Here is a 13,541-nt window from a genome sequence, read left to right on the forward strand (position 1 = left end):
GCATATAGTTAATTGTATATGAATTCTTCTTATTTGAGAAGGTGGGAATCCGCATGTCGAAGTTTTTAAAAGGGACCTTTATCCTATTAATCGCAGGCCTTATCACAAGAGTCCTTGGTTTCATAAATCGAATTGTTATAGCTCGAAGTATAGGAGAAGAAGGCGTGGGCCTTTACATGATGGCGTTTCCTACTTTTATCCTTGTAGTGACGCTTACTCAGATGGGGCTGCCTGTAGCTATTTCAAAAAATGTAGCTGAGGCAGAAGCGAAAGGGAATTTTGCAGAAATCAAAAAAATTCTTGTTGTTTCCCTAGCGCTAACGATTTCACTATCACTTATTTTTACCCCGGCACTATTATTACTTGCGCCACTGCTTTCGAAAACATTGTTTACAGACCCACGGACCTTCTATCCATTAATCGCCATAGCTCCAGTAGTTCCCGTGATTGCTATTTCCTCGGTGCTAAGAGGGTACTTTCAAGGGAGACAACAGATGCGTCCGTCTGCAATCTCACAAATTTTAGAACAATTTGTACGTATTTCCCTGATAGCAGTTATGACAAAAGCGTTCCTGCCATATGGAATTGAATATGCAGCCGCTGCTGCCATGATTGCTTCGGTGATCGGTGAACTTGTCTCACTCATTTATTTAATGACAACTTTTAAATTAAAAAAACGATTTAGGCTCCGGAAAAAATTCTTTCAATTTGTTCACAGTGGGAAACAAACTTTTAAAGACTTAATGGATATTGCCCTGCCGACCATGGGAAGCCGGATGATTGGGTCCGTGGCATGGTTTTTTGAACCAATCGTTGTAGTCCATAGCTTAGCCCTTGCAGGTGTCGTCACCGTCGAAGCCACAAAACAATATGGTGCTTTAACCGGTTTTGCCATGCCGCTATTGATGTTACCATCATTTATCACTTTTTCTTTAGCCACTTCACTCGTCCCAGCGATTAGTGAAGCCAATACCCAAAACAACAAAAAATTAATTGAATACCGATTACAGCAAGCTTTAAGGTTTGCCTTCTTATCTGGTGGATTGGCTGTTGTTGTTCTCTACGTATTGGCTGACCCGTTAATGCAACTTATGTATGGCTCAGCAAAGGGCTCTTATTTTATCCGTTTGATGGCTCCTTTCTTCCTTTTCTATTACTATCAAGGACCATTACAAGCAGTTTTGCAGGCATTGAATCTTGCCCGGGCAGCTATGATTAATAGTCTGATTGGTGCCATCGTTAAAACAGCGGTCATTTTTTTACTGGCATCCCAAGCTTCCTTTGGGATTAACGGGGTGGCAATTGGGATTCTCGTCGGCTTTGTTTTAGTGACCGTTCTTCACTTTGCCACTGTACTAAAAAAGATTTCCTTTTCGTTTTATGTTCGCGATTATTTAAAGGGATTCTTGGTTATGGGCGGGTCTGGCTGGCTTGGTTATTGGACATTTGCCCATCTATTCCTAAATGAACCGTTAACGATAAGAGTCCTATTAGCATTACTAGTTATGACTGTTTCCTATATTGTTTTGGTACTTATCTTAGGTCTAATTAAAAGGGATGAACTAAAACGAATTCCTTGGATTGGAAACTTATTTGCCTAATAAGAAAAGCGCAAGCGCCCTGGTTAGCGGCGTATGGCCTGGAGCGCTCCAACCGAGATAAAGGAAACACGAAGAGCCGGAGGCGCATTCGTGCTTGACTTATCGTAGGGCGGAGAGCGAAGGACACTAGCCGCTAGGGCCGCTTGCGCTAGACAGTAATCTAAGTTCAAAAACTTATACTTTCTTATCATTAGAAATAAGACACGCATCCGCGTGTCTTTTGTTCATTCATCCTTTAAGTCGATAAAGAACTTTCCGTTTTCAAAACTACAGAAAGAGATCTTCTTAACATCCCGATAGCCCTGTTTTTTCAACTCCTGACGCAGCCAGAGATTTGTTTTATTAATTCTTTTTAAATTTTCATCATCAATATTCCCATCTAATATTAAAGGGATCGTAATATCTCCTTGCTCAGATTCTGCGTTATCATTTTTTAACTTTTCAATGACTGACAGACTTCCCGAGGATTCAAGAATCGCAAATTCAACATCGGCAATACTGCGAATATCCTTTTCACGGAGCTGTGTCATTAAATCATCAAAATTGTACCGTTGCTTCCGCATCGCCTTCTCATCAATTTTCCCCCGATTAATAATAATGCTCGGCTGTCCATCAATGAGATTACGAAATTTTTTACTTTTTAAAGAAATAATGGCTAACAATATTTGAACTAACATCAATAACAGCATGGGGATAATGGTATGAAATAAAGGCGTATTTGGTCTTTCAATTGCTACCACGGCCATCTCACCAATCATAATGAACACCACAAGGTCTAATATACTTAATTCCCCAATTTCCCTTTTTCCCATCATACGAAAAATGAATAGGATTAAGGAATAGAATAATAGCGTTCGTAACACAATCGTTACATAATTATCCACAACTGTCGCCCCTTTATTTACATTCAATTGTATTGTTTGCATTACTTGAAAAAAAATGAGCGGAATAAACTGCCAATAATATCTCAATCGTCAAAAGTAACGAAATTTTAATTCTACTTTTCCTCTTGTCCGAATACGCTTGTACTAGGAAGAAACTTATTTAGAGGCCGGCACTAAAGCGTTTATATAAATGCCAGCCTAGAGGGCAATTGAAGGGGGAGAGTTAAAATCGAATCGAAAAGCTTTGGCACTTCCATTCTGTACGGATTAATTTTTATTCTCGTTTTTGCTGTAATTAGCAGCCTAATATTTGCGTTTATTCTTAGGTTCACGTCTGCACGTGAGGTATCACTCCAATACGTAATTACAGCATTATCATTTATCGGGCTATTCGGAGGCGGTTTTTTATCTGGAGGAAAAAGAAAAGAAAAGGGCTGGCTTATTGGGGGAGTGACTGGAATAATCTACTCCGTCATAGTCTTTTTGTTCCAGTACCTAGGATATGATCGCTTGTTTAATGCCGAACAAGTAGTTTATCATACTTGCTACACATTAATTGCGATGATGGGTGGCATTTTAGGGGTAAATATTTCTACAAACAATTCTCGAAGATCTGCATAATCTAAAAAAGGTTAAAAAAAGGAAGCCAACTCCGCGGCTTCCTTTTTTGTTTGTTATTATTTTGAAAGATTAACGCTTTCGCCTGCATCAGCAGTGACTTCACGAATAGCATTACGGTCAAATGTAAGACGGCTTCCGTCACCACATTTAATAACGGCTTTATTATCATCAATTGAATCTATAAAACCATGTAGTCCGCCAATCGTGACGATTTTATCACCCTTTTTTAAATCGTTTTGCATTTGCTGAACCGCTTTTTGGCGCTTTTGTTGCGGGCGAATTAATAGGAAATAAAATAACACAAACATTAATATTAATGGAATGATTGTACCAATTCCTCCAGACATCCTGTTTCCCTCCTTTCAATAAACATCTATTAGAAATTTTTCGCGTTCGGTTTATTAAAACCATAACGTTCAAAAAATTCTTCTCTGAAATCACCAAGCCGGTCTTCCATGATCGCTTGTCTGACTTTCTCCATTAATCTTAACAGAAAATAAAGATTATGGTAAGACGTTAAGCGAATTCCAAACGTTTCATCGCATTTTATTAAGTGGCGGATATATGCACGGCTGTAATTTCGGCAAGTGTAGCAATCACAATTTTCATCAAGCGGACCAAAATCACGGGCAAATTGTGCATTTTTCACGACAAGACGGCCTGTGCTGGTCATCAATGTTCCATTTCTGGCAATTCGTGTTGGCAATACACAGTCAAACATATCAATTCCGCGAATCGAGCCGTCAATTAACGAGTCTGGTGATCCCACTCCCATTAAATAACGTGGTTTATTCGTTGGTAACAATGGTGTCGTAAACTCAAGGACACGGTTCATGACATCTTTTGGTTCACCAACTGACAAACCTCCAACAGCATAGCCTGGAAAATCTAAGGAAACAAGGTCTTTAGCACTCTGTTTACGAAGTTCCTCATATTCTCCACCTTGAACGATTCCAAATAAGCCTTGGTCATTTGGCCGGCTATGGGCTGTTAAACAACGCTCCGCCCAGCGTGATGTTCGCTCCACAGACTTTTGCATATATTCGTAAGTGGCAGGAAATGGCGGGCACTCATCAAAGGCCATCATAATATCGGAACCAAGGGCATTTTGTATTTCCATCGCCTTTTCTGGTGATAAAAATAATTTTTCACCACTCATATGGTTACGGAAATGGACTCCTTCTTCTTCAATTTTACGGAATTCACTTAAACTAAATACCTGAAACCCACCTGAATCGGTAAGGATTGCCCGGTCCCAGTTCATAAACTTATGTAATCCGCCCGCTTCCTTGATGATTTCGTGTCCAGGTCGGAGCCATAGATGATAGGTATTACTTAAAATGATTCCCGCACCCATTTCCTTTAAATCTTCAGGTGACATTGTTTTTACAGTAGCAAGTGTACCAACAGGCATAAATGCAGGCGTATCAAATGATCCGTGCGGGGTATGGACTCTGCCTAGCCGGGCCCCCGTTTGTTTACATGTCTTAATTAATTCATAACGAATAGCAGTCAATATTTTGTCTCCTTCCTAATGCAATCCTTAGATGATCAACATCGCATCACCAAAACTAAAAAAACGATACCGCTCAGTAACCGCAGTTTCATAGGCATGTAACACATGTTCTCTGCCTGCTAACGCACTGACAAGCATAATCAAGGTTGATTTTGGCAAATGAAAATTAGTAATCATGCCATCAATTGCTTTAAATTCATAGCCGGGATAAATAAAAATACTTGTCCAGCCGCTTCCTTCTATAAAATGTCCATCATTTGCTGAGGCAATGGTTTCAAGGGTGCGAGTGGAGGTTGTCCCTACTGAAACTATTCTGCCCCCATTACTCCTAACCTCATTTAGCAACCGGGCTGTCCCCTCTGTCATCATATAAAATTCTGAGTGCATATCATGCTCTAAGACATCATCTACACTCACAGGACGGAAAGTCCCCAGTCCGACATGGAGGGTAATAAAGGCAATATGGACACCTTTTGCTTTAATGTCTTCTAATAAGCTGTCTGTAAAATGAAGACCTGCTGTTGGCGCTGCGGCTGAACCAGGTTCCCGCGCATACACTGTCTGATACCGATCCCGGTCCTCTAGCTGCTCTTTTATGTATGGTGGGAGCGGCATTTCACCTAACTGGTCAAGCACCTCATAAAAAATACCTTCATATTTGAATTCTAAGACACGCCCGCCATGGTCTGAGGTTCCAGTACAAACGGCCGTAAGTAATCCATCGCCGAAATCGATTTCGGTTCCTTCTTTTATTCTTTTTGCTGGCTTGACAAGTGTCTCCCAACTGTCTCCTTCCAGCTGCTTCAAGAGTAACACTTCAATTTTGGCACCTGTATCTTTTTTGACACCAAAAAGACGTGCAGGAAGTACCTTTGTATCATTCAAGACAAGGCAATCTCCTTCACGCAAATATTCAATCACATCTTTAAATACTTCATGCTTTATTTCACCGGAATGTTTATCAAGGACCATTAAGCGGCTGTCGGTACGATTATGTAATGGGACCTGCGCAATTAACTCCTCCGGTAAATGAAAATCAAATAAATCTACCTTCATATTATGACACCCTAATCTATTTTTTAATAAGAAAAGCTTAATTCCTCTACCACTTGGACGGAACTGAAGCGTATATCCGCTTAGTTCTGGGGAGGAACCTCTATACCAAAATGGTGATAGACCAGCGGGGTTACCACTCGGCCACGTGGAGTTCTTTGTAAGAAGCCAATTTGTAATAAGTATGGTTCATAAACATCTTCGATGGTTTCAGATTCTTCTCCAATTGAAGCTGCAATGGTATCCAGGCCGACGGGTCCACCGCGGAACCTTTCGATAATGCCCTTCAGCAATTTATGGTCGATATGGTCTAAGCCAAGTTTATCGACTTGAAGGAGTTCCAGCGCTTCCCGTGCCAGATCTAGGTCAATTGTTCCATCCCCTCTTACCTGGGCAAAATCTCTTACCCGGCGAAGGAGGCGGTTCGTAATCCTCGGGGTCCCCCGTGATCTCCGAGCAATTTCTGCTGCAGATAGGCCATCAATTTCGGTCCCGAACACTTCGGCTGTTCGCAGGACAATATTTTTCAATTGGTCTTCTTTATAATACTCGAGACGACTTAAAACTCCAAACCGGTCGCGTAATGGGGCCGATAAGGAACCAGCCCTCGTTGTCGCACCAACCAGAGTAAACGGTGGGAGATCAAGGCGGACAGACCTCGCACTTGGTCCCTTGCCGATAACAATATCAAGACAAAAATCCTCCATCGCTGGATAAAGAACTTCTTCAATTGTCCGTTGCAAGCGATGGATTTCATCAATAAATAATACATCTCCAGGCTCAAGTGCAGTAAGAATTGCAGCTAAATCACCGGGTCTTTCAATTGCTGGTCCTGAAGTGGTCCGGATATTTACTCCCATTTCATTGGCGATAATGACAGCAAGTGTCGTTTTCCCCAATCCAGGCGGACCATAAAGAAGCACATGATCTAACGTTTCCTTCCGCATTTTTGCAGCCTTTATATAAATATCAAGATTTTCTTTTACTTGATCTTGTCCTATATATTGACTGAGAACTTGAGGCCTTAGGCTTTGTTCTATGCTCATCTCGCTCTCGTTAACTTCACTAGATATAATCCGGTCTTCCATGAATCATCACCTATTTTAAAAGCCGCTGCAGGGCTTTTTTAATGTATTGGTCCGTAGACATTTGTTCTTTTCTTAACTCAGGTGTTATCTTTTTGATTTCTTTCTCGGAATAACCTAATGCTTTCAAGGCAAGAATGGCTTCTTCTAAATTTGAATTCCCCTTTTGTGTATGGAGCTCTAGTTGGTCGGCATTAAATAAGTTGGGGAAATAGTCTGGAACAATGTCCTGCAATTTTCCTTTTAGGTCCAGAATCATTTGACGAGCCGTTTTTTTACCTACTCCTGGGAATTTGACAAGGAAACTCTCATCTTCATTTTCAACAGCCGTAACCACCTGCTGCACTTCACCAGAAGCAAGGATGGCCAGTGCCCCTTTGGGACCAATTCCAGAGACATTTAATAATTTTGTAAAAAGCTTTTTTTCTTCTCTTGTTTCAAAACCGTAGAGGGCGAAGATGTCCTCACGAACATAATGGTAGGTAAACACTGTTACCATTGTTTCCATTTTACCTGCATAGATAAACGGATTGGGTGTTGCAATTTGGTAGCCGATTCCGTTGTTTTCAATCACTATATATTCTGGCCCGACAAATTCGACGGTCCCTTTAATAAATTCGTACACTTGAATTCTCTCCCCTAGTTTTACACTGTATTTCATTCTACCACACAATTTTGAGTTAGTTATAGAAAATAACTATTGGGAGAAACATCAAACTATTCGGAATATGGATTCCCTGATTGAAATGTGGAATTCGCTGATTGAAGTTTGAAATTCGCTGATTGAGGTTTGAAATTCGCTGATTGAAATGGAATTCGCTCATCGAAGTCCGGAATTCGCTCATTAAACTATGGAATTCGCTCATTAACATATGAAATTCGCTCATAGAACTTCAGAACTCCCTAATTGACCTATTTTCAAAAAAAAACCAGGCTGAATGGGCGGCTTCAGTCTGATTAATAGATATTTCTATTCTTTTTTTAAAGAATAATGCTTAAATGTCTCTAAAACTTCTACATATCGATCCTTATTTTTGATTGGAATGCCTTGAATCAATTCTTCTTGCTTTGTGCTTTCCAGCTTCTTAATATCTATTTGAAAAAATGATTGTATAATTCTTAATTGGCCAGGTTTTCCATTAAAAATGCTCAGAACACCATCTTCGGTAATTCCAAAAAAGCCATTTGCTTTTAGCAATGGTGATATGTCATTGACCTGCTTTTGAAAAACCAATGTCGATCCGTCAATGTCAATCAGCTGCCATTGATCATACTTAGCCCAAAAGTTTTCCATGGACCAGCATGTCTCATTGACCACTTCCTGACTTATTTCCCCATCCAAATAAACCCTTTCCAAAATAACCTTCATATTTAGAGGTTCAGTTTTTTCCTCTTTCTGATGGTTATCCATAGGAGCGGCCGAGCCGATAATGGTCATTTCCTCGGCATTAAAAATAAACATGAAGAGAAGAACAGCGATTCCGGCGAACATATACCTACACCATGCCATCCAATGATACCTCATGCTACTCACCTCTTATTGTTAAAAATTAAACATTCTATCCAGTAATAGTTTAGCCTTATTTTGCCTTTTTATCCTCCATTACATGTTAAAAAGGGTAAAGCTAAATCGCTTTACCCTCAACCCTGGAAGAAATTATCTTCCGCCCTTTTCCTGCTGACTATCATTATAAAAGTTTCGGTCGCGGCCAAGGGTTCCCTCATCAATGATGACCTTTACCGTTCTTCCATTTGCGTATGGCTGTACAGCTTTCTGAATCGCTCTTTTGGTAGCTGCAGCTTTGCCATGGTTATTTAAATTTACAGAAACAATGATCGTATTTCCATAGGAAACGGATCGAACAGCCTGTACATTCGGAACCGCACCTACTTTGTTTCTGATTTTATTCGTAACATTATTTTGAAAGTCGGGGTCGGTAGCCACCCCAGTATTTCTGGTATTAACATTTAAATGACCGTGATAATTCATATCACTCGTACTAAAGCGATTATCTCGTTGAAAGAAATTACGGTCATGAGAAGCTAGAGGTTTTGTTGGATTCGTTGGATTCCCATTTCCATCTCTGGTTTGAAGCTGCCTTCTTCTGTTTTCGTTCGTAACTTGATCCTCATCCCCTAGAGAATGATCCATCATTTCCGTAATTGCCCCATCATCATCTCTAAAAAGATTATCCGAGGTTGGGTGGTTTTCATTGGAGTAATATCCGACCGGATTTAAAGAATTTTTATTGTTATCATTAACCCCTGCACGATCATTATTACTTGCACATCCAGCCAGCCCCAACATTAATGTGGCTGAAAGAGGAATCATCCACTGTTTCTTGTTCAAGCGAAAAAACCCCCTCCATTAACATCCTGAGCATGTAAAACCCATGCTCATTAATAGGGTGTTATTTTTGAGGGGATTTCATTCAGACGGAAAATTCCAACTCCGTTTAGTCCACTAACTCCTTTAAATAGTCAATAAATTTTTTCCTAGCATAAAACTGACTGATTGTTAAATCCATTACTTGTTTATATTTCATATGGTCCATATAAGATTTTTCACGAATCATTCGATTCCATTCCCGAAAAATATCAGCTGGATAGGCTAATGCATATAAAAAAGCTGCTTCGTGTAAATATTTCTTTATTTGTTTCAGACTTGAAAGTTTTTCAAACGACCAATCAATATACGGTAAAATCCTGTTAGCATATTGTAAATAATCAAAGGAAGCAGGACCAATGCTAATTAAATCAAAATCAATAAGATTTAATTGTCCCCCTGTGTCCCTTAAAAAATTATGATGGGCTACATCCCCATGGAGAATAAGAGTGGGCTCAGTTTGAAAGAAACTCCGGTTATTTTCCATCCCTTCCAGTGACCAGTTTGCCCAAGCAAGCATTTCCTTGATTACTGGCTCATTGATAAAATAGTCAATATAGGGAAGGTTATTGGAAAATACATTTAATCGTTCCGACCATTTTTCGATGAGATGTCCTTTTGGAAGTAAGGTTCGATAGCGTGCTTCAAACGATGCCGTGGTTTGGTGAAATTGTTCTAATAACTCAATTCCTTCTTGACGATTTTTATGTGAGTGGAACGAAAATACCGATTTATTTGGAGGTATGTACTCCATACATCCAAAGTAGGTTCCTTCAAAAAACAGCTGTTCTCTCACAGGGGAAGTCAAAAATAAATAGGTCTTTGTAAATCCTTCTTTTTTCAGAGTGGCCGTAAAGGCTTCTTGGAGTCTTAGCCTATTGTTGGTATGATACCCTTTTAAAACGTAAGTATTTCTATCTGTTCTTAAATAAATAACAGATTTTCGAATCGGAACCATCTGAAGGATTCGCTCATAGAACTGTGATTGAAAATAAGAGAGGAGACGATTAAAATAATCATCGTCTCCCTTTTTATGATTTGGTGTATTAAAGGCTCTCATCTTGGTAACCCGGCATCCCATAAGGACTTGTTCCTACCGGACCCATACCATATGGATTCATATAAGGAGGCTGTGCTGCATTAACAGGCCCTGTATATGGTGCACTGTATATTGGCGGGGTTGGCGGCTCAAAGTCCGGAGTCATTGGTTCTCGCTGAAACATTTGTGCCTGTTGTTGCATTGGTGCTTGCTGCGGCATCGCCATTTGTGCCGGCATTCCCACTGGCATTCCTGCTGGTGTTCCTCCACAGCCGCAATCACCACCACCACCTACTGGAAAACCTTGTGGTGGTTGCATGAATGAACCATGTCCAGTCATTTCTGGAGATTCGAAATTAGCAGGTACACCCATTGGACCACTCGTTTGCGGGTAGCCAAATGGCATTTGACCATACGGTACACCCATTCCATACGGATTTCCCATCGCAGGATTTCCGAACATGCTTCCAGGCATTACCTGAGATGGTGCAAAGCCAGCTGGATTTTGTGCGGTCTCAAATCCTGAAGGACTTTCCATTGGGAAACCTGTTGGCATTTGTCCAAAGCCTCCTGGCATTTGCTGACCAAATCCTTGTGGCATTTGTCCAAAGCCTCCTGGCATTTGCTGACCAAATCCTTGTGGCATTTGACCGAAGCCTCCTGGCATTTGCTGACCAAATCCTTGTGGCATTTGACCGAAGCCTCCTGGCATTTGCTGGCCAAATCCTTGTGGCATTTGATCGAAGCCTGCCGGCATTTGCTGGCCAAATCCTTGTGGCATTTGATCGAAGCCTGCCGGCATTTGCTGACCAACTCCTTGTGGCATTTGATCGAAGCCTCCTGGCATTTGCTGGCCAACTCCTTGTGGCATTTGTCCAAAGCCTCCTGGCATTTGCTGGCCAAATCCTTGTGGCATTTGGTCGAAGCCTCCTGGCATTTGCTGGCCAAATCCTTGTGGCATTTGATCGAAGCCTGCCGGCATTTGCTGACCAAATCCTTGTGGCATTTGATCGAAGCCTGCCGGCATTTGCTGACCAAATCCTTGTGGCATTTGGCCGAATGCTGACGGATCCATGTAAGGGTAACCCATTGGCGCCTGTGGTGATTGAGCACCCATTACTGCCCCCGGATTATACGCTGGGTTCATAACAGGCAATTGCGGCATAAAGGATGATTCCTCATCAAAATGCGGTGCAACAAACGATGTTCCTGCAACAGATGGCGCTGCCCCAGGATTTCCTGGGAACCCACTAGGCATGGCAGGCGGCATTGGTATTGCACCACCTTGAACGTGTGGGTAAGGTACAAATGGGTGCATAGGCATCGGAAATCCGCCAAAAGGGGGACAGAATCCAGGCCCTGGCATAATTGGAGTAACTGGAACACAATTATCCGGTAGCGGTGCCACCGCTGCAGGTGCTTCCATCACTGGAGGCGGTGCAGGAACAACGGGTGTTTCTTTAATTGGGGCTTCTTTGATTGGTGCTTCTTTGATTGGCATTTCTTTAATTGGCATTTCTTTCTTTGGTACTTCTTTAATCTCTGGCAGGATATTGGTAGGTTTAGGCGGCAATTGTGGTTGTTGTACTGTCATATTTTGCATGTTCATCATGTAATAATTGTTAATATCTATTTCCGGGACTACTTGTATGGGCATTTTTGGAGTATAGGGTGCTATAGGTGCTTCTTTGATTATTGGTGCTTCCTTGATTGGAGCCTCTTTTATTGGCGCCGCCTTAATTGGCGCTTCTTTAATCGGCGCTTCCTTAATTGGTGCTTCCTTAATTGGTGCTTGTTTAATCGGTACTTCTTTCGCTATCGGTGCTTCTTTTATGGGTTTCTCTTTGACTAACGGCTGCTCAGCAAGCGGCTGTTCTTTCTTCGTTCCTAAAGTGATTTTTGTACCGGGTTTAGTTCCCATTGGTGCTTCTTTTTTTATAGTTCCACCTGAAGTTGGGACCTTTACTTTCATACCGGGCATAATCATATCAGGGTTGCTGAGCTGTGAATTCATCTTTTTCAGCTCTTCAAAATTCACGCCGTACTTCTTGGCAATCTTCCAAAGAGTATCCCCTTTCTGTACGATATGGATCTTCACTCTGATTTCCCCTCCTATGGCATAAGTCCATATAGTCTATGTGAAAATGGGCAAAGTGCTATCCTTCTTCACAAAAACTTATGCATTTTCTCAATAGAATATGAATCCCGCATAAAATATAAAAAGATGCAATTAGGGAAAATTGCATCTTTTTAACTGATATTATGAATTTGCTAGCATCCGCTCAAGCGCTAATTTTGCATTCTCGGCAACCTCAGGACTAACTTTAATAATATTATTTGTCTCTTCAAGTGTATCAAGGCTCCAAACCAAATGCGGCAAGTCAATCCTGTTCATCGTTAGACATGGACACATATGCGGATTTAGCGAAATGATGTTTTTATCCGGATGGTTTTGAATTAAGCGATTGACAAGATTCATTTCTGTACCAATTGCCCAAGCTGTTCCAGGTTCCGCCTTTTCGATAGCCTTAATAATATAACTCGTTGACCCTGCCATATCGGCCAATTCTACCACTTCGCGGCGGCATTCAGGATGAACAATGATTTTCATATTAGGATATTTATAGCGAGTATCAATCACATTTTGCACCGTAAAATTTTCATGAACCGAACAATGACCTTTCCAAAGGATGACTTTAATTTCTGAAGTGTCACCCTCAAATTCCAATTCATTCGTAATTGGGTTCCAAACCGCCATTTCGTCTAAGCCCACCCCTAGTTCGACCGCTGTATTTCGGCCAAGATGCTGATCGGGTAAGAATAAAATTCGTTCCTTCATTTCAAATGCCCACTTAACCATCGTTTCGGCATTAGAAGAAGTAACCGTTGCCCCGCCATGTGCACCAACAAACGATTTAATGGCTGCTGTTGAGTTAACATAGGTTAATGGAAGAATCGTATCTCCAAACAATTCTTGGAGCTTTTCCCATGCTCTTTCTGTTTGCTGAAGATCAGCCATATCAGCCATCGAACAGCCCGCGCGCATATCAGGCAGAATAACCTTTTGGTTTTGGTTCGTTAAAATATCGGCTGTCTCTGCCATAAAATGAACACCACAGAACACAATAAATTCGGCGTCTGTATTTTTTGCTGATAATTGTGCAAGTTGTAAGGAATCACCGGTGGCATCTGCAAACTGTACAACCTCGTCTTTTTGATAATGATGGCAAGGAATATACAGACGAGGACCAAGCTCCTTTTTCGCCTCTATGACCCGATTTTCGAGCTCTTCTCTCGACATATGTTTGTATTTTTCAGGAATCATATTTTTTTGTAACGTGGCTATTAAATTCATG

The 13,541-nt window shown here is 41.1% G+C and carries 12 protein-coding genes and 2 pseudogenes; 3 read left to right on the forward strand and 11 right to left on the reverse strand.

Annotation, left to right across the window (positions count from 1 at the left end; genetic code table 11):
- Positions 1 to 53 precede the first annotated feature (53 nt).
- The gene (spoVB, locus tag QNH17_RS22525; protein ID WP_283875248.1) at positions 54 to 1,601 is read left to right on the forward strand and encodes a stage V sporulation protein B; all 1,548 of its coding nucleotides are present in this window, start codon (positions 54 to 56) and stop codon (positions 1,599 to 1,601) included.
- A 224-nt stretch (positions 1,602 to 1,825) separates the two neighbouring features.
- Here the strand turns inward: spoVB and QNH17_RS22530 are convergent, their stop codons facing one another.
- Positions 1,826 to 2,527, reverse strand: coding sequence for a DUF421 domain-containing protein (locus QNH17_RS22530; RefSeq protein WP_481858541.1), 702 nt, complete (start codon positions 2,525 to 2,527; stop codon positions 1,826 to 1,828).
- A 216-nt stretch (positions 2,528 to 2,743) separates the two neighbouring features.
- On the opposite strand from QNH17_RS22530, the gene QNH17_RS22535 reads away from it, so the two are divergent.
- Positions 2,744 to 3,106 carry a TIGR04086 family membrane protein gene (locus QNH17_RS22535; RefSeq protein ID WP_144547972.1) on the forward strand — a complete coding sequence of 121 codons (363 nt, stop codon included), beginning with the start codon at positions 2,744 to 2,746 and terminating at the stop codon, positions 3,104 to 3,106.
- Positions 3,107 to 3,162: 56 nt separating this feature from the next.
- Here the strand turns inward: QNH17_RS22535 and yajC are convergent, their stop codons facing one another.
- The 8 genes from yajC to QNH17_RS22575 form a co-directional block, all read right to left on the reverse strand.
- Positions 3,163 to 3,453, reverse strand: coding sequence for a preprotein translocase subunit YajC (yajC, locus tag QNH17_RS22540; RefSeq protein WP_098575610.1), 291 nt, complete (start codon positions 3,451 to 3,453; stop codon positions 3,163 to 3,165).
- A gap of 29 nt (positions 3,454 to 3,482) precedes the next feature.
- Complete coding sequence (tgt, locus tag QNH17_RS22545; protein WP_283875252.1) at positions 3,483 to 4,622, reverse strand: tRNA guanosine(34) transglycosylase Tgt; 1,140 nt, start codon at positions 4,620 to 4,622, stop codon at positions 3,483 to 3,485.
- A 27-nt stretch (positions 4,623 to 4,649) separates the two neighbouring features.
- Positions 4,650 to 5,678 carry a tRNA preQ1(34) S-adenosylmethionine ribosyltransferase-isomerase QueA gene (gene queA / locus QNH17_RS22550; RefSeq protein WP_283875254.1) on the reverse strand — a complete coding sequence of 343 codons (1,029 nt, stop codon included), beginning with the start codon at positions 5,676 to 5,678 and terminating at the stop codon, positions 4,650 to 4,652.
- Positions 5,679 to 5,758: 80 nt separating this feature from the next.
- A complete protein-coding gene (gene ruvB, locus QNH17_RS22555; protein ID WP_283875256.1) occupies positions 5,759 to 6,763 on the reverse strand; it encodes a Holliday junction branch migration DNA helicase RuvB in 1,005 nt (334 codons plus the stop codon).
- A 10-nt stretch (positions 6,764 to 6,773) separates the two neighbouring features.
- A complete protein-coding gene (gene ruvA / locus QNH17_RS22560; RefSeq protein WP_283875258.1) occupies positions 6,774 to 7,385 on the reverse strand; it encodes a Holliday junction branch migration protein RuvA in 612 nt (203 codons plus the stop codon).
- A gap of 345 nt (positions 7,386 to 7,730) precedes the next feature.
- A complete protein-coding gene (locus tag QNH17_RS22565) occupies positions 7,731 to 8,285 on the reverse strand; it encodes an intercompartmental signaling factor BofC (protein ID WP_283875259.1) in 555 nt (184 codons plus the stop codon).
- 132 nt (positions 8,286 to 8,417) lie between these two features.
- Complete coding sequence (locus QNH17_RS22570) at positions 8,418 to 9,110, reverse strand: YhcN/YlaJ family sporulation lipoprotein (protein ID WP_283875260.1); 693 nt, start codon at positions 9,108 to 9,110, stop codon at positions 8,418 to 8,420.
- Positions 9,111 to 9,216: 106 nt separating this feature from the next.
- Positions 9,217 to 10,206, reverse strand: a complete 990-nt coding sequence (locus QNH17_RS22575; protein WP_283875262.1) for a phosphotransferase — start codon at positions 10,204 to 10,206, stop codon at positions 9,217 to 9,219.
- 1,685 nt (positions 10,207 to 11,891) lie between these two features.
- Between QNH17_RS22575 and QNH17_RS30080 the strand changes: the two are divergent.
- Positions 11,892 to 11,945: pseudogene (locus tag QNH17_RS30080) on the forward strand (hypothetical protein); the annotation flags it as partial.
- A 203-nt stretch (positions 11,946 to 12,148) separates the two neighbouring features.
- Here the strand turns inward: QNH17_RS30080 and safA are convergent.
- Together safA and nadA are read right to left on the reverse strand one after the other, a co-directional pair.
- Positions 12,149 to 12,283, reverse strand: a pseudogene (safA, locus tag QNH17_RS30085) (SafA/ExsA family spore coat assembly protein); the annotation flags it as partial.
- A 162-nt stretch (positions 12,284 to 12,445) separates the two neighbouring features.
- Complete coding sequence (nadA, locus tag QNH17_RS22585; protein ID WP_283875264.1) at positions 12,446 to 13,540, reverse strand: quinolinate synthase NadA; 1,095 nt, start codon at positions 13,538 to 13,540, stop codon at positions 12,446 to 12,448.
- Between the last annotated feature and the right edge of the window lies 1 nt (position 13,541).

The organism is Neobacillus sp. SuZ13, assembly GCF_030123365.1.
Classification (GTDB): Bacteria; Bacillota; Bacilli; order Bacillales; family Cytobacillaceae; genus Neobacillus.